The 24256-nt window shown below is 28.7% G+C and carries 24 protein-coding genes; 8 read left to right on the forward strand and 16 right to left on the reverse strand.

The genetic code is table 11. The features are described from left to right. Nucleotides 1-34 precede the first annotated feature (34 nt). Both KGF39_RS05855 and KGF39_RS05860 read left to right on the forward strand, forming a co-directional pair. Nucleotides 35-1222: an MFS transporter gene (locus KGF39_RS05855; protein ID WP_227821554.1), complete on the forward strand. Its 1188-nt coding sequence runs from the start codon at nt 35-37 to the stop codon at nt 1220-1222. 25 nt (nt 1223-1247) lie between these two features. Continuing rightward, on the forward strand, nt 1248-1940 hold the full coding sequence (locus tag KGF39_RS05860) for an FCD domain-containing protein (RefSeq protein ID WP_227821555.1): 693 nt from the start codon (nt 1248-1250) through the stop codon (nt 1938-1940). Between the two features lie 217 nt (nt 1941-2157). Here the strand turns inward: KGF39_RS05860 and KGF39_RS05865 are convergent, their stop codons facing one another. The 5 genes from KGF39_RS05865 to KGF39_RS05885 all read right to left on the reverse strand — a co-directional run bounded on the left by KGF39_RS05865 (nt 2158) and on the right by KGF39_RS05885 (nt 6773). Continuing rightward, complete coding sequence (locus KGF39_RS05865; RefSeq protein ID WP_054272763.1) at nt 2158-2460, reverse strand: PTS sugar transporter subunit IIBC; 303 nt, start codon at nt 2458-2460, stop codon at nt 2158-2160. A gap of 21 nt (nt 2461-2481) precedes the next feature. Continuing rightward, nucleotides 2482-2892: a universal stress protein gene (locus KGF39_RS05870; RefSeq protein WP_227821556.1), complete on the reverse strand. Its 411-nt coding sequence runs from the start codon at nt 2890-2892 to the stop codon at nt 2482-2484. 174 nt (nt 2893-3066) lie between these two features. Continuing rightward, on the reverse strand, nt 3067-4995 hold the full coding sequence (locus tag KGF39_RS05875) for an EAL domain-containing protein (protein ID WP_227821557.1): 1929 nt from the start codon (nt 4993-4995) through the stop codon (nt 3067-3069). A 145-nt stretch (nt 4996-5140) separates the two neighbouring features. Further along, the gene (locus tag KGF39_RS05880; protein ID WP_227821558.1) at nt 5141-5629 is read right to left on the reverse strand and encodes a flavodoxin domain-containing protein; all 489 of its coding nucleotides are present in this window, start codon (nt 5627-5629) and stop codon (nt 5141-5143) included. Between the two features lie 133 nt (nt 5630-5762). Further along, nucleotides 5763-6773, reverse strand: coding sequence for a DUF4116 domain-containing protein (locus KGF39_RS05885; protein WP_227821559.1), 1011 nt, complete (start codon nt 6771-6773; stop codon nt 5763-5765). Between the two features lie 487 nt (nt 6774-7260). Here KGF39_RS05885 and KGF39_RS05890 point away from each other — a divergent pair, with 487 nt between their 5' ends. Then, nucleotides 7261-7605: a hypothetical protein gene (locus KGF39_RS05890; RefSeq protein WP_003418478.1), complete on the forward strand. Its 345-nt coding sequence runs from the start codon at nt 7261-7263 to the stop codon at nt 7603-7605. Between the two features lie 333 nt (nt 7606-7938). Here KGF39_RS05890 and KGF39_RS05895 read toward each other — a convergent pair whose 3' ends face one another. The 3 genes from KGF39_RS05895 to nadE all read right to left on the reverse strand — a co-directional run bounded on the left by KGF39_RS05895 (nt 7939) and on the right by nadE (nt 10916). Then, on the reverse strand, nt 7939-8694 hold the full coding sequence (locus KGF39_RS05895) for an enoyl-CoA hydratase-related protein (RefSeq protein WP_227821560.1): 756 nt from the start codon (nt 8692-8694) through the stop codon (nt 7939-7941). 664 nt (nt 8695-9358) lie between these two features. After that, nucleotides 9359-10078 carry a YebC/PmpR family DNA-binding transcriptional regulator gene (locus KGF39_RS05900; RefSeq protein WP_003418467.1) on the reverse strand — a complete coding sequence of 240 codons (720 nt, stop codon included), beginning with the start codon at nt 10076-10078 and terminating at the stop codon, nt 9359-9361. 82 nt (nt 10079-10160) lie between these two features. Beyond that, the gene (nadE, locus tag KGF39_RS05905; RefSeq protein ID WP_054272730.1) at nt 10161-10916 is read right to left on the reverse strand and encodes an NAD(+) synthase; all 756 of its coding nucleotides are present in this window, start codon (nt 10914-10916) and stop codon (nt 10161-10163) included. Nucleotides 10917-11094: 178 nt separating this feature from the next. On the opposite strand from nadE, the gene KGF39_RS05910 reads away from it, so the two are divergent. After that, a complete protein-coding gene (locus tag KGF39_RS05910; protein WP_227821561.1) occupies nt 11095-11481 on the forward strand; it encodes a sulfite exporter TauE/SafE family protein in 387 nt (128 codons plus the stop codon). Next, nucleotides 11481-11858 (forward strand): sulfite exporter TauE/SafE family protein, encoded by a 378-nt coding sequence (locus KGF39_RS05915; protein ID WP_227821562.1) that lies wholly within the window; start codon nt 11481-11483, stop codon nt 11856-11858. Before KGF39_RS05910 ends, KGF39_RS05915 begins: the two co-directional genes overlap by 1 nt. A gap of 85 nt (nt 11859-11943) precedes the next feature. Here KGF39_RS05915 and KGF39_RS05920 read toward each other — a convergent pair whose 3' ends face one another. The 4 genes from KGF39_RS05920 to hflX all read right to left on the reverse strand — a co-directional run bounded on the left by KGF39_RS05920 (nt 11944) and on the right by hflX (nt 15394). After that, entirely contained in the window at nt 11944-12588 is a 645-nt protein-coding gene (locus KGF39_RS05920; RefSeq protein WP_227821563.1) for a YigZ family protein, read from the reverse strand. Nucleotides 12589-12896: 308 nt separating this feature from the next. Continuing rightward, entirely contained in the window at nt 12897-13340 is a 444-nt protein-coding gene (locus KGF39_RS05925) for an NUDIX domain-containing protein (protein WP_003437525.1), read from the reverse strand. Nucleotides 13341-13425: 85 nt separating this feature from the next. Continuing rightward, nucleotides 13426-14103: a HEAT repeat domain-containing protein gene (locus KGF39_RS05930; RefSeq protein ID WP_227821564.1), complete on the reverse strand. Its 678-nt coding sequence runs from the start codon at nt 14101-14103 to the stop codon at nt 13426-13428. A 7-nt stretch (nt 14104-14110) separates the two neighbouring features. Next, a complete protein-coding gene (gene hflX, locus KGF39_RS05935; RefSeq protein ID WP_227821565.1) occupies nt 14111-15394 on the reverse strand; it encodes a GTPase HflX in 1284 nt (427 codons plus the stop codon). 217 nt (nt 15395-15611) lie between these two features. On the opposite strand from hflX, the gene KGF39_RS05940 reads away from it, so the two are divergent. After that, nucleotides 15612-15872 carry a cysteine-rich small domain-containing protein gene (locus KGF39_RS05940; protein WP_227821566.1) on the forward strand — a complete coding sequence of 87 codons (261 nt, stop codon included), beginning with the start codon at nt 15612-15614 and terminating at the stop codon, nt 15870-15872. Between the two features lie 91 nt (nt 15873-15963). Here the strand turns inward: KGF39_RS05940 and KGF39_RS05945 are convergent, their stop codons facing one another. From KGF39_RS05945 to KGF39_RS05955, 3 genes are all read right to left on the reverse strand, one after another. Continuing rightward, a complete protein-coding gene (locus KGF39_RS05945) occupies nt 15964-16605 on the reverse strand; it encodes a TIGR01906 family membrane protein (protein ID WP_227821567.1) in 642 nt (213 codons plus the stop codon). A 28-nt stretch (nt 16606-16633) separates the two neighbouring features. After that, nucleotides 16634-18184 carry an ABC-F family ATP-binding cassette domain-containing protein gene (locus KGF39_RS05950; RefSeq protein WP_227821568.1) on the reverse strand — a complete coding sequence of 517 codons (1551 nt, stop codon included), beginning with the start codon at nt 18182-18184 and terminating at the stop codon, nt 16634-16636. A 201-nt stretch (nt 18185-18385) separates the two neighbouring features. Beyond that, nucleotides 18386-19264 (reverse strand): N-acetylmuramoyl-L-alanine amidase, encoded by an 879-nt coding sequence (locus KGF39_RS05955; RefSeq protein WP_227821569.1) that lies wholly within the window; start codon nt 19262-19264, stop codon nt 18386-18388. Between the two features lie 227 nt (nt 19265-19491). On the opposite strand from KGF39_RS05955, the gene KGF39_RS05960 reads away from it, so the two are divergent. Next, nucleotides 19492-20499 carry a SpoIVB peptidase S55 domain-containing protein gene (locus KGF39_RS05960; RefSeq protein WP_227821570.1) on the forward strand — a complete coding sequence of 336 codons (1008 nt, stop codon included), beginning with the start codon at nt 19492-19494 and terminating at the stop codon, nt 20497-20499. Between the two features lie 212 nt (nt 20500-20711). Here KGF39_RS05960 and yunB read toward each other — a convergent pair whose 3' ends face one another. Beyond that, nucleotides 20712-21410 carry a sporulation protein YunB gene (gene yunB, locus KGF39_RS05965; RefSeq protein ID WP_003418439.1) on the reverse strand — a complete coding sequence of 233 codons (699 nt, stop codon included), beginning with the start codon at nt 21408-21410 and terminating at the stop codon, nt 20712-20714. A gap of 215 nt (nt 21411-21625) precedes the next feature. Here yunB and KGF39_RS05970 point away from each other — a divergent pair. Further along, nucleotides 21626-24256 (forward strand): transglycosylase domain-containing protein (locus tag KGF39_RS05970; protein ID WP_227821571.1); only part of this gene is annotated, 2631 nt, incomplete at its 3' end.

The following is a 24256-nucleotide window of genomic DNA, read 5'->3' on the forward strand; positions in this document are numbered from 1 at the left end:
ATTTGCATTATAAATATACCATCTGGAGGATAACATGAAAAAAATATCTAATCAAAAATTACTTTTACTTGCTATTGTTGTGTTTTTCTGGTTTTCACAATATGTATATATACCTTTCCAAAGTCCATATTTAAGTGCATGCAATGTATCTACAAACATGATTGGTATAATAATAGGTGCATATGGAATCTCACAGTGTTTACTAAGGCTTCCTGTTGGAGTATTTGCCGACTCCATAAATAAACATAAAATATTTATACTATCTGGAATTTTCTTTGCTGGTTTAGCATCTCTTATAAGAGTCTTTTCTCCTGAGGGCAATGGTTTTCTTATAGCTAATATTTTGTCTGGAATATCATCATCAACTTGGATTTCTTACATGGTTCACTACACCAACTTTTTTTCTACAGAACATCAACAAAAAGCTACAAGTACGATAATATTGGTAAACAATCTAGGAATGTTGATTGGATTTGTTATGAGTACTTTATTTTATGAAAAATTAGGAATGACAGCCTTATGTATCATGAGTGTATTGTCTTCATTCATTGGAACAATTCTAGCTTTAAATATAAAAAATCATAATTCAAAAAAAACACATGAAAAAACATCAGTTAAAAGCTATTTATCTATCTGTAAGGATAAAAGACTTATATTTTTTTCTTTCATGGCATTGATTCAACAAGGTATTCAAATGTCCACAACAATGTCATTTACTACTCAAATTCTTAAAAACTTAGGTTCTAGCTCTACCCTTATAGGCTTATCTTCTATATTTTATATGTTATGTGCTGTTGCCTCTTCTGGCTTTGCTTCTACTAAGTTTTGTACTAAATACGGACCAAAATTTTGGATTCCTTTGGTGTTTATTTTAATTTCGGCTTACTGCTTTTTAGTTCCAACAATAAGACGTGTTAATATAATATTTGTACTACAATTGCTACCAGGTATATCTACAGGAATACTTCTTTCTTACCTCACTAGTGAGTCCATGAAAAACGTCCCAAAACACCAGAAATCTACAGCAATGGGCTTTTTTCAAGCAATCTATGCTATAGGAATGTCTGTATTTCCAATGATAGTTGGTAAAATATCAGATTATACTTCAATACAGTATGGATACTTTGTCTTGGCTATTATATCTATAGTAGCTTCTATCTTGTCTTATACATATTATAAAAAAGTAGACTTAACTCTTAACTATGATATAATACAATCATAAAAAAATTATATGTTTAGGAGTTTTTATGAAAAGCTTAAATGCCACTGAGAAAATTATTGATTATATTAAATTGAACATTCTAAATGGAACTTTTAAAATTAATAGTAAATTACCAAGTGAGAGAAAGATTGCTGACCTGTTCAACATAAGTAGAATACCTGTAAGAAATGCCATAAATATACTCTGTAAGGAAGGAATACTTAGAGCTATACCTCACTCAAGCCCTATAGTTGAAGGATTTAAAAAAGTCGACCTGTTTAATGATAATGAAGTCTATAAAAACCATAACATACAAGAATTTTATGTTGAATCTTTAAGGGCAAGGCAACTTATCGAAAGTGAAGCTACTAGATTAGCAATTTTAAACGCTACATCCAAAGAACTTCAAAAAATAAAACATACTTACATAAAGTCAATCGAGGAACTGTATAAGGTTTCTCAGGGTTTAATAGAAGAATGTTATGATGCTGACTTGCAATTTCACAAAGAAATAATTTTAGCTTCTCATAACCCAATTTTTATAAAGTATTATGAGCTAATACCTAAAACAGTTTCTTCTAACCAATACTTCGGTTTTAAATATAGAAATTCTCTCAAAGATATGATTAGCCACCATAATGAGATAATGATGGCATTCGATAGTAAAGACTCTGACTTAGGTTATACATCAATGTACAATCATTTAGAAGATGTAATTCAGTTATTTCAACATGATTAAACTTCTATTTTACCTTAAATACAACTAGCATATAAAAATGGAGTGTATCAAAGTGAACTTTTTAGTTCAGGAGGCACTCTTTTTTGTATGAAATCAAATATATCTTCATCATTTCAACAATGAAAAAGAGTCTTCTCTCTATTTTGAGACAGTCTCTTTATTTCTTGTGTAAAATATGTAAAAAGGCGTCGCTCTATTCTTAGTGCGACACCCATGATTAATTTAAGTCTATTAAAATTTCACTTACTATAGATTTTGCATCTTCTATTATATACTTTGGATCGACTTCATAAAATTCTCTATCTACAAATCTATCAATCTTCTCTATACTTTCTATAGAATCGCTTGTAACAAATAATACTATAGATGCATCTTCTATGTCATAAATAGAAAGTTCATTTTTTATATTATCATTATCTTGAATTTCATAAACTAAATCAAATCCTAAATCATTTGCAGCTTCTTTAAGAGAATTTAAACTTCTTTCACTTTCACAAACTGCTACTATCTTTTTATTCATATTTCAAATACCTCTCTAATTCTACTCTGGTACAATCATTACTATACATTTTGCTTGTTTAACTACACTTGCTGTTACTGAACCTATCATTCTAGTAAGACCTTTTTTAGTAGATTTTGTCATAACTATAAAATCTACATTATCTTCTTTCGCTTTTCTAATTATCTCATCTCCTGGATACCCAAAAGTAAAGTGTACTTTAACATCATACTCTCCCATTATCTCTGCTGCTTTATCCAGGATTCTTCTTCCTAAGTTCTCAGAATTCTTTATCTCTTCAGCTAGGGATATGCCATCAATAAATACTAGTTCTTTTACATTCATTATTTCTACTTCGACTTCATCTTTTTTGAATATTCCTTGTATAAATTCCAAAGAATGCATACTTCTTTCTGTCCCATCAATTGGCACTAATATTTTCTTTTTATTCATGTCACATCTTCCTTTCTCACTTTAGAATATTTAAGTAAAATATATATTCTAAGTTATAAAAATATATAATAAATCTTTACTTCAGGAATTAATATTAATAATTATTGTGTTAATTTTATAATATATAGCTGGCAGTGTCAATAAACAAAATTGTAATTAAAAAAATAAATGGTATTAACTTGTAAAAGTATTTTCTTTCAACAAATTTTTAAAAGCTTCTTCTGAAACTGGTTTAGAAAAATAATATCCTTGAAGATATTCACAGTTCATAGCTATTAAATCTTCAGCACACTTAATGGTTTCAACTCCCTCTGCTACAGCCTTCATATTCAATTTATTTATAAGCGCTATAATCGTTTCAACTGTAAGTCTATGTCTACTGTCTTCATCTATAGACCAAATCAAACTCTTATCTAACTTAACTGATGAGAATGGTAAAGAAAGCATATTAGTAACTCCAGAATAAGCAATTCCAAAATCATCAAGTACAAACTTAACACCTAAATCAATTAATCTTTCCATTGTTTCTTTAATTATATCAAAAGAGCCCAAGGCTACAGTCTCTGTAATTTCAAGTTTAAATTTAGTCGGTGATACTTTGTATTTATCCATCAGATAAAGTAAATCATCTGCTAAGTTTTTTTGCATACATTGTACTACAGAAAGATTCACAGCTATATTATCTAATTTTAAACCTTCAAAATCATCACTATCTATAAATTTACATACCTTCTCAAAGACTACTAGTCCAATTGCGTTAATCAACCCAGTTTGTTCTGCAACTATAATAAATTCATCAGGAGGTATAAAACCTAAGTCTTTATGTTTCAACCTAAGTAGTGCCTCAGCTGAAGTAAACCTACCTATGCTATTAGAAAATATAGGTTGATAATACACTTCAAATCCATCATGTTCTAATGCTTCTTTTAAACAATTTTTAATCATGTGTTTCTTTTTTATCTTTTCACTTATAGATGCATCTGCATAAATAACACGCCTTGACTCAGAACGTTTTGCTTCATGTATAGAGAAATCTATAGAAACAATAATATCTTCTGTTGTTTCAGCATTTTCTGGATAATAAACAACAGCTATGCTAGTTGCCAAATTAAAACTTATCTCTTCCACCAACCAAGGTTTTTTGAATCTTTCTTCTATCTTTTTAATAATATCCTCTGGTTCTATACATAATTGACTATTGACAACAATAGAAAATATATCTCCTCCTATTCTATATACATGATTTACATCATGAATATTAATCAAATATTTTCCAACTTCTTTTAATGCAATATCTCCATTTTTAGTTCCAAAAGTTTCATTCATAAACTTAAAGTCATCAAGTGCAATTGTAACAATAAATCCTGACTGTTCAGTATTGATATTCAAATCCAACTCTTGAATAAAAGACTGTCTATTGAGTACACCAGTAAGGTCATCAATAATAAGACCTCGATTCTGCATAGAAAGATATGTCAAAAGTAAACTACATGCACATGCAGCTCCTGTAAGAAGATACTGTAAAAAAATTGCCTGTAAGATAATTGCCACAATTGAAACTATAAGAAAACCTCTAATAGCCCATATTTTTGATTCGTGCATTGCTTTTCTATATTTAAAAGATAAAAATGCTGAATATATTGCATAAAAGAAAAAAGATGAAAAAGTTGCAACATATCCATAACCTCGTATATAACCTGTTTCTTTTGACAATCCAAATAGAATATGTGTAAAAGGATTTGTAATAGATAAGATTATACAAACTATGAGTGGTATAGATAAAAATAATAATTTTTTTTTCATATATCTTATATCTTGATAAATAATAGCCATAACATAAAATGATATAAATGCTGCTGGTATTGGCAATAACAATAAGTATGCTTGATTCAACAAAAAAGTAATAAAAGTTGGAATTTTATCTATATTATTAAGACAAAATGAACCTAAAATATTTGAAATTATAAATAAAAATGAGAATATTAAAAGTGCACAATATATTTTGTTTTGTAAAGTAGGTATAAATTTACTTCTAAAAAAGTATACCATTAAAAAAATAACTATAATTGCAGAAAAAATCTCATATTCTATATGCCATACCATAAATTTCCCTCACTATTGCCATTTAATTTATAATTATATTATTCTTCTTGAGTAATTTTATGGAAAAGTTTTTACCTTATAACTTTTACTTCAAATCTCCATTAAAACCCTAAATTTATTCTAATCATTGTTGTGCATATAGAAATTAAGCAAATAGTTCTTTTGCCTTAGTAGCAATTCTTTCACCAAATATTATAGCCTTCTCGTCTTGTACTTCTGGACCTTCAACTGAATGTACATGTCCCAAATGTATAAATGGCTTTCCTAAAGACCCACCTCCAGAGTACACAAGCATTCCTTTAACCATCAAGTGACCTACTATAGTAAGTATTGCAACATCTGGACCTCCACATATATAATCACATGTAGCAAAAACAGCCCCTAATTTTCCAGCTAAGTTTATTTTTTTTGAATCTTCATCAAACCATTTTTTTACTTCCCAAGTTGTATTTGCTAAATAAGTTGGTGTTCCAAATATTACTGCTTTACTTTCACTTAAACACTCTGAATCAATATTATCAAATCTCATAAGTTTAACATCTATTCCATCCACTCTTTTAGCTCCATCTTCTATAAGCTTAGCTACTCTTTCTGTATTTCCACTTCTTGTTTGATATAATATTGTAATCTTCAACTTTAACTCCCCCTTATTTAATAAAAATAATTCATTATATGTCAAATTATAGCACTAATTTTGCTATACTACAAAGGCTAGTCGATTATTTTTTTATTAATATTTATCTTAAAAAATACCTAAATTTATTACTTTAAAAAATACCTAAACTTACTTTCAACTTGCTTATTTCAATTTCAACTATATCTGATATATCTTCAAAAGACATTCCTCTATCATAAAGTTTTCCTGCAATCTTTATTTTTGCATTTTCTTCTCCCTTTTTAATTAATGCTCTGTTTTCTTTTTCTATTACATTTCTAACATATCGTTTTGCAAATGGCTCGTTATTATCACATAAAGTCTTGTATTTTTCCTTATCTCCTTTTACAAAGCTAAGTGCCCTTTTATCTTGTTTTATAGCTTCTGTACAAATTTCTTCTGTTTGTTCTTTTACAAATTTTAGTGCCATTCCATATTGTCTTACTGCTTTTAAGCATATACCAACAGTTTGTTCCTTCACAAATTCTAGTGCCATTCCATTTTGTCTTACTGCCCTTAAACAGATTGTTTCCGTTTGATTTTTTACAAATTTCAAATCAAGCCCATTCTGTCTCACTGCTTCCATACATATTTCCTCTGTTTGATTTTCTACCCATTTTAGATTATAGCTACAATGTTTAACTGCTTCCATGCATATTTTTTCTGTTTGATTTTTCACCCTTGCCAGTCCAAATTCGCTATTTCTAACTGCTTCTATACATATTTCTTCTGTTTGTTCTTTTACATATTCCAAAGCAGCTCCATTTTTTTCAACGGCTCTTAAGCATAACTCCTCTGTCTGATTTTCGATGTATTTTAATGCTGTTCCATCTTGGTTGATAGCCAACATATAGATTTCTTCCGTTGGCTCTTCCACAAATTCTAACATTTTCCAATCTTGTTTAACTGCTTCTATACATATTTTTTCTGTTTGATTCTGGACACATTTTATTGCATTACAATTTTGTCTAACAGCTTCTAGACATATCTCTTCTGTTTGATTCTTTATGTATATTAAATTCAATCCATTTTTTCTTACTATTTCTAAATATTCATCTTCAGTCTTATTATCAAAATCCTTATTATCTATTGATTCAAATATATCATTTTTATCCTCTTGCATATCTTAAACTCACCCCTTATAAATTTTATAAAATTCAATAAATTTACTCTCAATTTTATTCTATCAAAGAATATAAAAATTTTTGAGTCTTGTTTTTTTTTACAGAATCATTTGTATGTTAAAAAATAAATTAATTACTCTAATTACAGTATACAATACTCAAAATATGTGGTATATTTTAACTATAATATATTTTTATATATTATTGTCAGAATATTTAAAGTTAAATTTATATGAAACATCTTTATTTATATATCACTTATATTTGGATATATTTTTCTTTTTTAGTTTTCGGGTTAGTAAGGGGTTAGTAATTTAGGTTTTCATAGGATATTATTTTTATAATTGGTTTTATTTTTGTGTAATTTACATGTCTTGTAATTAATAAAACTAATTATCATTTAAATAATTCCTTGATATAAATTTAATAAAACTTAGAATCCTTATCTAAGCTTAAAATACTAAAACTATTGGGAGGATATAAATAATGGACCAAATTAAACGCTTACATGAATTACAACAAAAATCATACTTGACTAAAGAAGAATTTGAAGAATTAAAAAACAACACATATATTGAAAAATTTGAATTAAGAGATGAATGTGATAACTCTTATATTTACACATTTTACACTAATGACAAATGCAATGATATAAAATTTATAAAATCACAATTTATTGTTACACTTATAAAAATCGGTTTCTTATGCGAGTGTGGCGGTGTATTTAGACAAAAGAAAATAGTTGATGAATATGATTACGGATATAATGCTATATATAAATGTGATTCTTGTGGAAAAGAACTTGATAAAGAAGTAGAAAATTATGATTAAATAACAAAAGAGCTATTCAAAGTGTTTTTTATGAATGCTAGATAAAAATTCACTCTAAATTTAAACTGAACTATCTCCCTCTTAGAGGGCAGTTAAAATATGTAAAACTGTCCTCTAAGAGGGTTTTGTTATATCCAAAATTAAGTATAATAATTTTAGACATCAAAAGAGACTGAAATATAGATAGTAATTATAAATGTAATAAAAAAAGTACTAATGATTGACACTAGTACTTCATAACTACTTTTACACGTTTTAACTGTATAAAACAGTTTGTACAGCTCACCTTGGATAATGGTAATTTTTTGTGCATTAATCTTAATTCAAGTCATCTTAATTGTTTAATTCAATTTCATACTTTTTTATTTTCTTATATAAAAGACTTTTGTGTATTCCCATAACCTCTGCTGCCTTAGAACATTTCCAATTGTACTTCCTTAGCACATCAATAATTAAACTCTTCTCATAATTCTCAACCATTTCATGAATTGAGCAGTTACTATCCACATTACATTGAGCTACTCTGCTGATATTATCATCCATCTTAGATGGAAGGTCACACATCATAATGACCATATCATCACTTACAGCATAGGCGCTTTTTATTACATTTTGTAGTTCTCTTATATTTCCTGTGCCTGTTTCACCTGTTAAAAGTACTGGGAAGTTTGTTTTAGAAGCTTTCACACCTGTTTTCTTAAGTTCTATGAAATCTCTATTTTCACCTATGAGCTTGTCAAAACCACCACCTAATGCATATCCATTAACTGCTGCTATTACTGTTTTCTCAAGAGCTTCAATTTTATCAAAAATTCCCTGAGCATAACCTGCATATTTTCTGCCTTCCTCACTTTTATAGTTTTGCATCTGACGTATGTCAGCTCCAGCTACAAAAACTTTACCTTCTCCAGTAATAATAACTCCTAATATTGCCTCATTTTCTGATACTGCATCAATAACTTGAGATAGTTCTCTAAGGGTGTCATTATTAAGAGCATTTAAAGCCTTAGGTCTATTTATAGTAATAACACAGACTTTATCCTTAACTTCCACCTTAAGATTGTTCAAATTTTCCATTACAGATTCCATCATATTCCCCTATTATACATTGTTATTTTTTCTACATTTCTTGTTAATATATAGTAGCAAGTTCTACGCCAACTCACATTTAATTTCTTTATTTTTATTAAAAAATTATTTTTTTTGGTAAAATAAACAAAATATATATAAATTTCACTGAATTTTTAATAATCTTTAACTTTAAAATCGATTAAATTGTAATTCACTAAAGAATTTTTCTTCAATAAAACCCATAAAACAATATTTTTATCTCAATTTGGAGAAAATGCTTAAAAAATGCAGTCTCATTTTTGATATTTCCATTAAAATAATTTAAGTGACATCTCTATAAATTTACTTTCACCATAATAGATGAGTCTTTATTCAACATATAGGTAGTTTATTTTCTATTAATTTAAATTGTTAATACTTTAGTTCAGTACATATATATCTCTGTTCTATTTGTTGTCATCAACTTAACTGAATTTACATTTATAGACAATCAAGTCTTGCTCAAAATTTACTTTAAATTTCTTAATTTATAAATACAAAAACACCTCTAACTTATGTTTACATATTATTTGCAAACATAGTTCAGAGGTGTATATATTCATTTCAATAATTACTTATTTTATAAAATTTATAATATATTAAAATTGATGTAATAATTACAAGTTTCAATATGTTATAATATCTATTCTACTTCCCAGTTATGATATATATCTTGAACATCATCATCTTCTTCAAGCATATCAACCAATTTGTTCATCATTTTTAAATGAGATTCTTCAGTTAATACAGTCGTAGTTTGAGGTATCATCTTCACATCAGCTGATATAAACTCATATCCTTTAGCTTTCAACTCATCACGAACACTAGAAAAATCTTCTGGTGTAGTTATTATTTCATAACCATCTTCTTCTGTTATAAAATCTTCAGCTCCTGCTTCTAATGCAACATCCATCAATTCTTCTTCTGAAACTCCATCTCCCAAACCAACCAATATTTGTCCTTTTTTATCAAACATAAAAGACACACATCCACTAGTTCCTAAGTTTCCTCCGTTTTTATCAAAGTAATATCTTACATTACCAGCAGTTCTGTTTTTGTTATCTGTTAAAGTTTCTACTATAACCGCAACTCCACCAGGTCCATAGCCTTCATAAACTATAGTTTCATAGTCTTCTCCAGCACCTGCTCCAGCACCTTTAGCGATAGCTCTATCTATATTATCATTTGGCATATTGTCTGCCTTAGCTTTTTCTATAGCTGTTTTTAACGCTGCATTGTACTCTGGGTCTGCTCCACCATCTTTAGCTGCAACTGCTATTGCTCTAGCATGTTTAGTAAATATCTTTGCTCTTTGAGCATCTTGTTTACCTTTTCTATTAATTATATTACCTATACGTCCCATATTTCCACTCCTTAATACGTACAATTAATTATTCTAATTTTCATCACTTGTAAATTTTATCACAAATCTTATAAATAGTAAATTAGAACTTAGGAGGTTGTGCAGGCGTTTTTCTTTTGTGTTCACTTAATCTATGAAGCCTTTCTATTATCTCTTGGTCTCTTTGAGGAACTTCATCCAATCTACCTTCTAACACAGCATCTATCATATTGTAAGTAGTCCCCATTTCATTTTCATCTGTTTGTCCTTCCCAAAGACCTGCTGAAGGAGCTTTATTTATTAAATCTTCATGAACACCAAGTTCTTTTGCCCATTCATACACTTCTCCTTTAGTCAAATTTGCAATTGGTAAAATATCAACTCCACCATCACCAAATTTAGTAAAATATCCTGTGTGTATTTCTGCAGCATTGTCTGTACCAACAACTAGATATCCTAGATTGTTAGCAATTGTATAAATAGTACTCATTCTTACTCTTGCTCTTAAATTTGCATCTGTCATTTTTAAATATTCTTCTCTATATAAATGTTTATCTTTTAAATTTCCTACTACCATGTCTAATATAGCACTTTGTGGTTCTATAAGGTCTAAATCAAGGTATTCTATATCACATCCCTCTATAACCTTAAGTGCATCTTCTCTATCTTGAGGATTACTTTTTATGCTCATTATAACTCCCATAGAGTTTTCTGGAAATGCCTTTTTAATTAAATTAGCAACTACTGCTGAATCAATTCCTCCAGATACACCAACAATTAATCCTTTTGCATTTGCCTCATTAACCTTATTTATAAGCCATTCTACAGTTTTGTCTATTTGTATTTTTATATTTGACATTGTTATCTCCTCTCAAATTTGCTACTTTGTTTTAATATATTATACCATATATTAATATGTTGTTTTAATATGTTTTTTTTTATTCAAAATTAAACAAAGATGAAAGATTATATTTAATCTTATTTTATATAAATATAATTTGCCTGTTTTGGTAAAACTATTTCAGAAGGTGATTTTTATGAAAAAAACTGATGATTTAAAGAAAAAATATTTTGATTTTAACTTAAAAAATACGATAATTGGAGTTTTTACAGGATTTATAAATGGAGTGTTTGGTTCTGGAGGAGGTACTCTTTTAGTTCCAATATTAAATGATATCGTTAAGGTAGAAGAGCATAAATCTCATGCAACTGCTCTTTCTATAATAATTTTCTTAACGACAGCAAGTTCTGTTTTATATGTATCTAAAGGTACTTACGACATTAATTTGACAATTAAGGTTGCAGTTGGAAGTATTCTTGGTGGTATTATAGGAGCTAAATTACTAAATAAAGTTACTGGAAAGTTTCTTAGAATTTCTTTTGGAATAATCATGATAATTGCAGCATTAAGGATGGTGTTTTAATGTTATTTGCTCTAATTGGATTTTTTGCAGGAATTATTGGAGGAATGGGAATGGGTGGAGGAACGATTCTTATACCTGCACTCGTTTTACTTGCTAGTATAGATACCAAAATAGCACAAAGTGTAAATCTACTTTCATCTATACCTATGACACTTATAGCGCTGGCTATACATATAAAAAATAAAAATGTAGTTTTTAAATTGGTCATACCTATAGCTGTGTTTGGAGTTTTAGGAGCTGTATTTGGTTCACTATTAGCTAATTATCTGTCTTCAGATATATTAAAAAAAATATTTGGGGTATTTTTACTTTTAGTTGGTTTATTTGAAGTAAAAAAAGGATTCTGTGCAAAATCTGATAAAAAGCCATTAAATTGATTTAGATTAAAGCAATTTAATGGCTTTTCATTTAAAAATACTAATTGGTTATTTAAGAGTATTAACTATTCTAATACTTTTTAGATTACAGTAAAATTTCTCCATTTTGTTCAGACAAATAAAATTCTTCTCCCAAAACTATTTTTCCTGTTCCACTTGTTATATCAATCATTTTTTCTGACAATTTTTCTACATCCTCTAACTTTGAATATACTATTATCTCAACATTATCTTCATATACAGTATCTTTTATAAAATACCCCAAATTCATTAACTCATTTTGTACTTTTCCAAGTTGAGTATAGTCTATCTTAACCTTAACTTCTTGATACATTACCCTATAAATTATCTTACCTGCTTCAAGTCCAAGTTTAGCACCTTTTGTATAAGCTCTAACTAAACCACCTGCACCTAATTTTGTTCCTCCAAAATACCTAGTAACAACAACTGCTACATCTCTCAAATCTTCTTTTTTTATAACCTCTAGTGTAGGTATACCTGCCGTTCCTTGTGGCTCTCCATCATCACTATATCTTTGTATATTCATATTTTGTCCTACTGTATAAGCCCATACATTATGAGTTGCATCTTTATGTTTTTTCTTTATTTCATTTATAAATTCTAATGCTTCCTCCTCACTCTTTATAGGCTTAGCATATCCAATAAAAACAGATTTTTCAATCGTTATTTCATCTGTTCCAAATTCATGTAAAGTCCTGTAATTGCTCATTATAATTCCTCCAATTTTAATCATTTGCTAATATACACATCAAATATATATTTATTTATAAAATTATTCTATAAAAAAATATATAGACTTTTAACAGTTCTTTAATCAACATCATAAGACAATTATATACTAAAATTGTATACTTTTTAATTTTTATTTTAAATATAACTTACTGATTTTAAATATAAATTGCTAAAGTTCTAAATTGATAAATCATAATTTAAACAGACTACATAATTTACGTTTAAAACTGCTTTAATTAAAAAAGGAAGGGGCTATCCCTTCCTCAGAATTCTCTAAATTCACAATTAATTTGCTGGAACATCATCGCCCTCTGAAACTAATTTCTTTAATTCCTTAAACTTTTTATAAGATACTTCTACTAAAGCTTGCTCTTTATGATGTGACAACATTTCTAAAGCATCCTTTACTTTGTAAAATCCACCTTCTTGGAATTCAGGAGCAAGTACACAGTCAGTGTTACAAGCTTCCATAACATACCACATTATTGCATTACAAACTTCTTGTTGTCTACTTCTTGAGAAAAATTCATACATAGTATCGCCAGCCACATCTATCATTTTAGCATCTATGCCAGTTTCTACTTTAACTCTTTGAACAGCACTCTCATATGGAAGTCCTCCTCCAAGTATCTTTCCTTTTGGAAGTGTCCATTCACCTCTATCATTTTTTACAATAAGTACTTTATTAGCATAAAACACTACTCCACCTGCACAACGTCTTACTATCATTTGAAACCCCTCCCATTAATTTATTTATTACCTTGTTAAACTCTAGAAATACATCATTAAGTAAACAAATTACTTTAATAAAAAATTACTTTTTCAAATTTTTTGCATTTTCCAATGCTTTAATGGCTTCGTCATAAGCTCTAAGCACATACTCTTTTTCAAAATTCTTATTCTTGTCTTTTAACTGCTGTAAAATCTTTAGGCTATTTTCATCTCCCAATTTTGAAAGAGCTTTTGCACAATACTGTCTAGTTTGTGCATTTTTATCGTAGAGACCTTTTTGCAAGATTTCTCTACTACTTGGTGATTCAATCTTTCTGATTGCTGAATAAGTTATTCTTCTAATATCTGAGTGTCTGTGGTTTGTGAGCTGATGAAGCAACTTTAAGAATCTATCATCTTTTAGCTCACCTGTCGCCCAAATTAAAACAATTAAATCTTCAGCATTTTTTTCCACAAGGATTCTTTTGAAAACCTTTCTCTTAAAGTATACCATTTTTTCGTCATCTAAGCTATCCATAAAATCAAGTCTCTTAATTTTATCTAATTCTAAAAATTTATCTAAAATATCCTTAGATGCCTCAAAATCAGCTTTTTGCATTTCCTTTATTTTTAATTTTGCTTGTATAAGTTGTTCACTTGCTTCAGTACTTGAGATATTTCTAATTTTACTAATTTGAGATACCGTTTTAGACTCTTTATAAAGAAGATAGGTTATAAAATAATCTTCAAGATTATCTATGTTTTCCCAATTTATATCCATATTCAACCTATTTTTCTAGTATGTACTCTCTATAGATATTAAAATCTTCTTCATCTAAGTTTACATCTAGTGTTATACCATTTTCCCCATACTCAAAATTCTCCACATTATATTTATCTTTTATTCTACTAAATATATCACCTCTCTCATAAGGTAACATCAAGCTTACTGAATAAGTATTTTCCATTAAAGCAATTTCTATCATATTTAATAGCTTATCCATATTTATGCCTTGTTTTGCAGAAATATACACAATATCTTCTTGACTTTTAGGATATATATCCAGTTCTAGCTTATCCACTTTATTATATACAAGTATATGTTTTTTATCGTTTACACCAAGTTCTTTTAATACACCTTCAGTCGTACTTTTTTGCAATTCATAGCTAGTATTTGTGGCATCAATTACATGCAAGATTAAATCTGCATACTGTACTTCTTCCAATGTCGCTTTAAATGCTTCTACTAAATCGTGGGGAAGTTTACTTACAAATCCAACAGTATCTACTACTAAAAATTCTTTTTTATTTGGCAAAAGAGCTTTTCTTAAAGTTACATCTAAAGTTGCAAAAAGCATATCTTTTACAAAAACTTCTTTTTCTTGTTCATAATCCTTGTGTGTCTTTATTAATTCGTTTAGTAGGGTAGATTTTCCTGCATTTGTATACCCAACAAGAGCTACAATTGGTATATTTGATTTTAAACGCTTAACCCTCTGTGTTTCTCTATTCTTTTTTACTTCTTTAAGTTCACGTCTTATGTCTGCTGCTTTATTAAGTATATGTCTTTTGTCTATCTCTAGTTTTTGTTCACCAGGACCCCTAGTACCAATCCCTGCACCGGTTCTACTCATCTCACCACCCATTCCATAAAGTCGTGGTAATCTGTATTTTAATTGTGCTAATTCAACTTGCAATTTACCTTCTTTACTAAGTGCCCTTTGAGCAAATATATCTAAAATCAAAGTAGTTCTATCTATTACTTTCCTTCCAACAACATTCTCTATATTTCTAATTTGAGCACCAGATAATTCATCATTAAAAATTACTAAAGTGGCATCTAATGAGTCACTATATGCTCTTATTTCTTCTACCTTACCTTTTCCTATATAATAAGCTGCATCTACAGAATGTTTATTTTGAATTAAGCTACCCACAACCTCTGCACCAGCAGCTTTTGTTAATTCTTTTAATTCTTCCATGGATTCATTAGTGTCTATATCATCACTTTTTTTCACTATTGTAGTCAAATTCAGACCTACAAGAAGTGCTTTTTCTTGAATTTCTTTCACTTAATCACCTCATTTTTTGTTATAAAGCATATTCTAATTACAAAATACACTTACATTCTTTTTACATTATTTTTCCGTTGACTAATTATACCATTAATACTATGATTAATAATACTATATTATCGACTATTCATAAAATTATTTAGTATAATTATATTATCACCAAAATCTTATATAGTATAAAAGATTTAAATTTTATTTAATTTAGGAGGAAAATATGGGCGAAAATTATAAGTTTTTTAATCACAAAAATTGTGAATTTTTCCCTTGTCATAAAACTAATAAACCAGAGGAATTTAACTGTTTATTTTGCTATTGTCCATTGTATGCTTTAGGAGAAAACTGTGGTGGAAACTTCAAGTATACAGATAAAGGTATCAAGGATTGCAGTAGTTGCATGCTACCTCATAAAAAAGATAATTATAATTATATTATGGGAAAATTTCAAGATTTAGTTAAAATTACTAGTAAAAAATAATTTTTCATTAGAAATAGCTATGCATAAATATTTATTAACTACTTTTAGTCTAAATATTATTACATAGCTATTTTTATTGTATACATTTAATCTATCTTGTTTTTATTTTAGACGATTTGCGTAACTTATACATTATAAGAAGCAATATGCTTACTAATAAAATCAACATTAAAATCATCACACCAGCATGAAAAAAGAATTCTTCTGGCAACATATTTATAACTGGGTCTAAATCAGGATTAAATATCCAATAATCGTTTCTAAATAATAGTTTATGAAAAATAATAAATGACTTTTCAAAATTCAATAAAATTGGAACTGCTAATACTAATGGCATAATTATAAGTGTTATTGATGTAGTTTTCAATATTTTTCTATTTTTATTTTTTACACTCAATATAATTCCTACTAAAGAAACTACCATTAATAATTTAGCTAATTTATTGATATTTTGAAATATATTTCTAACTTCTTCAAAATGTATCTTTCCTTCTGGAGAAGATTTTAATGTTGGTAACTCGAACTCAGACACATTTTTATTTAAATTATAATCAATCAGATAATCGTAGTTTAATTTTATATCATCTTTAGATAAACCAGACAACTCTGATATATTTAAATAATCAATGTCAAAATAATATAGTTGTTTAAACCCAACAGTAAAATTGATAACTCCTACTATTATAACCACACTTATACATATTGAAAAAAGTATATTTAGAAACTTTTTCATGAAATCCCCCCAGTAATAAATTAAATCACTACACTATTTTAGTTGTAAAATCTTCTATATTCCATACATCATCAACAATGTCTGAATAGAATTCTGGTTCATGACATACCAAAAGAACTGTTCCCTTAAATTCTTTTATGGCTTTCTTCAATTCGTCTTTTGCTTCAACATCTAAGTGATTTGTAGGCTCATCTAGTACTAAGAAATTTATATTTTTTAGCATTACTTTACAAAGTCTAACCTTTGCAGCTTCTCCACCACTTAGCACTCTCATTTGACTAGTTATGTGTTCATTTGTAAGTCCACATTTTGCAAGAGCTTGTCTAACCTCAAAGTTTGAAAGCCCTGGAAATTCACTCCAAATCTCGTCCATAGGTGTATTGCTATTTTCTCTTGAACTCTCTTGTTCAAAATATCCAACTTCCAAATAGTCACCTAATTTAACACTTCCTTCAAATGGTTTTATTATTCCAAGTAAAGTTTTTAATAGAGTAGATTTTCCAATACCATTCATTCCTTTTAATGCAATCTTCTTTCCTCTTTCTAAGTGGAAATTGAGTGGCTTTGTAAGTGCCTCATCATAGCCTAAAATTAAATCTTCTGTTTCAAAAATTATTTTACTTGCTGCTCTAGCATCTTTAAAAGCAAAAGTAGGCTTTATTTTTTCTTTTGGTCTTTCTAATATTTCCATCTTATCAAGTTGCTTTTGTCTACTGTTAGCCATTCCTCTAGTTGCTACTCTAGCTTTATTTCTAGCTACAAAATCCTCTAGTCTCTTTCTTTCTTCAACTTGCTTATCATAGGCTTGTTCTTCTTGACGTTTCTTTATATCATTAAGTCTTACAAATTCATCATAGTTTCCTTTATATCTATTTAGTTCTCCATTTTCCATATGATATATTACATTACAAGTATTGTTTATAAATTCAATATCATGAGAAACTAAGACAAAACTATTCTCATACTCTTGAAGATACTTAGTAAGCCACGTTATATGTTCTTCATCTAAATAGTTTGTAGGCTCGTCTAATATAAGAATAGTTGGATTTTCAAGTAGAAGTTTAGTAAGAAGTACTTTCGTTCTCTGTCCTCCACTTAAGTCAGTTACATCTTTATCAAGACCAATTTCTCCAAGACCAAGACCATTTGCAACTTCTTGTATCTTTGCATCTATCATATAAAAACCGCTATTTTCAAGTATAGTTTGTATTTCTGCTGTTTCTTCAAGAAGCTTACTCATCTCATCATCATTAGCTTCTCCCATTTTGTCGTACATAGCAATCATTTCTTGCTCTAGGTCAAACATATGCTTAAAAGCTTCTCTAAGCACTTCTCTTATACTTTTACCTTTACTTAGTACTGTATGTTGGTCTAAGTAACCTACTGTAGCTCTTGAAGACCACTTTATATTTCCAGCATCTGGCATAAGCTTTTTTGTTATTATATTTAAAAAACTCGATTTTCCTTCTCCATTAGCGCCAACTAGTGCAATATGTTCACCTTTTCTAAGTCTAAAAGATACATTTTCTAATATTGTTCTTGCACCAAATCCGTGACTTACGTTTTCTACTACTAGCATTTTAACACCTCTCAAAAAAATTTTACACATTCTATACTATAATATATTCTTTTTAAACTTAAATCAAGTATTACCAATATTTTTAGTTATATTTACGACAATTTAATCTAAAATAATCTTTATCTTTATCTTATGTACAATAAAAAATAGAGATAAAAATTAGGAAAATAATACCAACCTAACTTTTTCTCTATTTATACTCTATTTAAAATACTCATCTAATCCATCTGCTACACATTGCATCATTTTTCTTTGATACTCTGGATTTGACATCATTTGGTCTTCATTGTAGTTACTCATAAATCCCATTTCTACTAACACAGCTGGTACTTTTGACCAGTTAAATCCAGTCAAGTCGCCTCTTTGAACGATTCCATTAATTTGTATTCCAGCTTGTTCCATATTTTGTTTAATAAATTCAGCACATTTATTACTCTCTTCATATATAGGAGCTGTATATTTTCCATCTTTTTCAGGAATTAATATGGATGCACCAGTCTTTGAAGAATTATTTAAACTATCTGCATGTATTCTTACAACCATATCTGCGTTTTTATCATTAGCAAGTATCGCTCTTTCTGAGTTACTTATATTTACATCATGTGTCTCTCTAGTCATTATTACATTATAACCTTTAGCTTCTAATATACTTTTTAAAACAAGAGATGCTTCCAAGTTTAAAACGTATTCTGGTTTTTTTGTAGCAATACCCTCTGTTCCTGAAGATACTCTCGCTTTTTTAGAGGAAGAACCTGGAGCTACTGGTTCTAAATTGCTATCTCCCTTTCCTTGATGCCCTGGGTCTATACAAATTAAAAGTTTTTTATTTTTTTGAGTTTCATTTTTATTATCTGATGATTTTTCTTCTGATGACTTATCTTTATTGCTTTTCGAATTAGATTTGTTTTCATCTTTATCTTTAGTATTTTTGTTTGAATCTTTATCTGATTTTTCATTTGTAATATTTCCTGAACTAATCAAATTTGTAGTCTTGTAAAAATTACTAACTGGATTTGATGTTCCTATAATTATGATTCCCATGGCAATTATACAAGTAACTAACAATCTATATTTTTTCATTTTTTGCTCCTTTCTAATGATAGACAGCCATTATTTATTTTTATTTATATGAATATGTATCTATTTTATCATATACACTCTTTATTTTATTTATTTTTATGAAAACTAAGGTGTTATTGAGTCAGTTTTCCAAGCATTAAAAACTAATTCTTGCACAACATAATATAGAAGCAGCAAGAAAACTTCAATTCTATTATTAAAATAATTTAATAAGAAAGAGGTGTTTTATGCAACTTAAAAATTTTCATTTTAAAGATAAAGCTTTAAATAAAAGAATTAACTTAGCTAAGTCTAAATTTACAATTGTTCTAACCTTTTTATTTTTATTATATTTTTTCTCAAATAATTTAATTTATGCACAAAATTTACAAAAAAATGAACCTGAATATTTAATACCAATCGGAAATGTACTTCAAATTGATGCAGAACTAAAAAACATTATTGTTAGAAATCCTGGAGAAGCATCTCCGTTTAGATTAGGTGATGCTATAGTCAAAGTAAATAATGCTGAAGTTGATGGATATAGTGACTTCGCCAATACTTTAAATGCTTTACCAGAAGAAAAACCAGTATCTATTTTATTAAATAGAGGTGGTCAACTTATAACAATGAAAACTACTAAACACATATTAGAAAAAATTAGCTTTAACAACTTACTTTCTGGATTTGCTACTTTAACATATATTAATCCAGAGACATCAGAGTTTGGTGCAGTAGGTCATCCAATAAGTGTTGGTAATGCTAGAAAGATACCGATTAAAACAGGTTCAATTTCTACAACTAAACATCTTAATATAGAAAAGTCTTATAAAGGTAGTGTGGGATGTATAAATGCAAAACGAGAAAATATTATTGGTAGTTTTACAGAAAATACTGATTTTGGAATAAGAGGTCAAATTAATAACTTTGATATTTCTAATTTAAAAAAATATAAAGTAGCATCTTTAGATGAAGTTAAATTAGGAAAAGCTCAAATAATTCTACAAGACAACTTTAATGAATGTAAAAAGTATAATATTGAAATTATAGATATAGAAAATCAAAAACATCCAGAAAGTAAAAGTTTTAAAATTAAAATTACAGATAAAAAACTTTTAACTCAGACTGGTGGTATTGTACAAGGTATGAGTGGTACTCCAATAGTTCAGGATAATAAAATAATCGGAGCAGTATCTCATGCTATTGAAAATGACCCAGCTGTAGGTTATGGTGTATTTATTAAATGGATGTTGTAAATAATATAAACAAATCACTTTTAGGATGTTAATAAATGATTAATAATATATTTGGTCTAAAGGTACTCTTATTTAGCCTACAGACCAAATATATTAGATATTTTACATAGTATAAAATATAATTTTTTATTCAAATTTATATTAATATTATTTCCAAAATTTTTATTTATAAACTGCTATTTTGAATTTATTTAAAAATATACAACTTTATATTACTTATTAGTATTCTTTCCAGTGTTAGGTAAAACATTTCCTAGATTTTTTTCTGGTATATTTACATAACTTTCTGGAACATCACCTACTATTATAGTTTCACAAATAGGTATTTGAGCTTTAATCTGTTTTGTTGAAGTTATAAGTGGTATTACTACTTTAACTTGTGTTTGAGCTTCTAGATATATTCTATGTCTTGTTTGATTTATACCTGACGACTCAAATTCCGTTTTAAAGTTTACTGATACTGTTCCTATAGGTTCAATAGATACTTCAAGTTTAGGACCGTATTTAGCTAATATAGGACTTCCTAACGCTGTTCCTATAGGTATGTAAGAACTTGCTGTCTTATCCTTTTTTAATTCATCTTGTATTTCTAAAGCTATTGCAGATGCAATCTCATTCATCATTATAGTATTTGCTTGTATCATAGTTATTTTACCATTATTATCAAGCTGTATATCCATTAAATCTTCATAATTTATTTTTCCTTCTACCATCTCAGCAACAGCTTTATTTATGGACCTATTTGCTAGCTCAAGAGCTTTAGTTTCTGCTAAAACTGTTATTGTTGGTCTTAAAGTTTTATCTATATATATAAAACTGCCTATAAATACAGACAAGAAAAGAATTACCAAAAAAATAGCTATAATTTTTCTAAATTCATTTTTCGTTTTTCTATCTACTATTCTATTCAAAATTATCCCCTCCTATTTATTTATATGTAGCTTTGGCATAATTTTTATAGTATTTGTCAAAAATAAATAAAATAAAAATATAGACTTTTTAATACATTATGTTTATACATATCTACAATGTACAGAATATTATAGCAAATTCATTTTTTCTATTAATTACAAAATTACTCCTATTTGTGTTATAATATTGCATTAAGTAAGGAGGTTAAAATCTTATGAATAACGATAATGATAAAAATGGAAATAAAATCAGAAGAAAAAAAGTTAGCTCCTCTGGTAATACAAATAAACCAATTAATAGAGCTTCAGCTAACAAGACTCATTCAACAAAAAATAAGAAAAAATCTAAAAAAAGCGATAAATTTAGAAAACTAAGAGTATTTGGGATAGTATTTTTAGTTTTACTAGTTGTTGGTACAGCAGGTACTGCTGGTCTAGTATTTGCATCACTAAGAGATGTCAATCCAGTTACAGAAGCTGTGCTGGATAAGCAGACAAACCAAACAACTACAATTAAATACGCTAATGGAAAAACATTATCTACAGCTCCAAGTGTAAATAAAAAGACTCCTGTTCCATTAGATAAGATTTCCCCTCATCTCCAACATGCTGTAATTGCAATAGAAGATGAACGTTTTTATGAACATAAAGGTGTCGACATTAAAGGTTTATTTAGGTCAGTATTAAAGACTCTCACAGGTACTAAACAAGGTGGTAGTACTATTCCTATGCAGGTATCCAAAATGTTGTTAACAACTGAACAACAAACTATACCTCGTAAAATAAAGGATATTTACTATGCACATGAGATGAGTAAAACAGTAAGTAAAGATAAAATACTGGAAACTTATTTAAATAACTTCTTCGTTGGTAGAGGTTTAGCAGGTGCCGAGGCTGGTGCACGTGGTTATTTTGATAAGTCTGCATCTGACCTTACTCTAGCTGAGTCAGCACTTCTTGCTGGTTCAACTAAAAATCCATCAAGATTTTCAGCATATAAAACTTCTAAATTAGATGGAAACGAAACTAAGAGTGATTTAGAAAACAAATTATTATTTTTTGTTAACACATCTGATGATAAGTTAGATGACCCTACTCAAGTAGATTTTGATATGATTGAAAAAATAAAGTCTTGGGAGCTTATATCTAATGATACTTATAGACAACTAAAAGCAGGAACATTAGTTATTAGAAAGGCTGTAAGTAACCCTGAAGCTAAGAAAAGACAAGAAATTGTTTTAAAGAAAATGTTAGAATTGAAATATATAAAACAAAGTGAATATGATGAAGCAATCAAAGCTAAAATAGAAATAAAATTGCCTAAATCATCAGATAAAGTTTCTTCATCTGTAGAAGACCTTATCGAAAGTGAAGTTATAAATGCTTTAATGGAACAAGGACATACAAATGATGAAGCTCAAAACTTATTCTATAATGGTGGTTTAATTGTAAATACAACTATAGACCCTAAAATGCAAGATGCTTTAGAAGAAGAATTTGATAGAAACAGCAATTTCCCAGGACATATGGTCGGCTCTGATGGAGTTAGTCAACCACAAGCTGCAATGGTAATCTTAGATTATAAAAACGGCGAAATAAGAGCACTAGCTGGAGGAAGAAATATAAGCGGTAGAAAAACTTTAAATCGTGCTACTAACCCTCATCAGCCGGGTTCTTCTATAAAACCTCTAGCAATATATACACCAGCTATTGATACTTTAAAAATCACACAATCAACTGCTCTAAGTGATTCTAGAGGAGGGTATAAGTTTGAAGAAAATAATAAATGGAATCCAAGAACTACTACTGCTGGTCATGGTTCTATGAGTTTACGTAGAGCACTTGCTAAATCTTCAAACACAATAGCTGTCAAGACTGCTGAAATGCTTGGAGATTCTTATGATGAATGTGTAGATATAATGATGGATTACTTAAAGAACTTTGGTATAACAACTTTAAAAAATAATCACTCAGGTTCATCTGAAGCAAGTGATAGAAAATTCCCATCATTGACACTAGGTGGTATGGCGAATGGTATTACTCCACTTCAAATGGCTGCTGCTTACGGTACATTGGCAAATCAAGGTGTTTATGTAGAACCTTCTATCTTTACTACTATAACTACTTTTGATGGTCAATTATTAGTTAAAAACGCTCCTGAAGAACATAAAGTTGTAGAACCTGAAGTAGCGTATGTTGTTACAGATATGTTAGAAAGTGTAATTACTGAAGGTACTGGTGGTGTCGCAACACTTCCAAATGGAATGCCTGTAGCAGGTAAAACAGGTACTACAAATAGTGCATATGATGCTTGGTTTGTTGGTTACACTCCTTATTATGTTGGTGCAACTTATATTGGAGATGACGCTGGTAGAAAAGATGATTCTGGTAATACTATAAAACGTAGAGAAGTATCACGTGGAAGTACTACTACTGCAAAGTTATGGAAAAAAATTATGGAAAAAATACATGCTAATTTGACGGTTACTGAATTTGAAGTTCCTAAAAATGTATATTTTACAAAAATTAATTTGGAAGATGGAGGAAAGCAATCTTCTGGCTCTAAAGCAGCATTTATTGAAGGTACTGCTCCTACTAGAGTAAGTGCTCAACCATCATCTGAAGATACAAAAAAACCAGATAATAATCAACAAGAAGAAAATAACAACAACAATAATTCAGGTAATAATGGTGGTGGTTCCACTCCTCCTGACAATGGTGGTAACAACAATAATGGTGGTGGCTCTACTAATACTCCTGATAATGGTGGCAACAACAATGGTGGTGCCTCTCCACCTCCTGATAATGGTGGCAATAACAACGGTGGTGCCTCTCCACCTCCTGAT

The sequence above is a fragment of the Clostridioides sp. ZZV14-6345 genome (assembly GCF_020657775.1).
Classification (GTDB): Bacteria; Bacillota; Clostridia; order Peptostreptococcales; family Peptostreptococcaceae; genus Clostridioides; species Clostridioides difficile_D.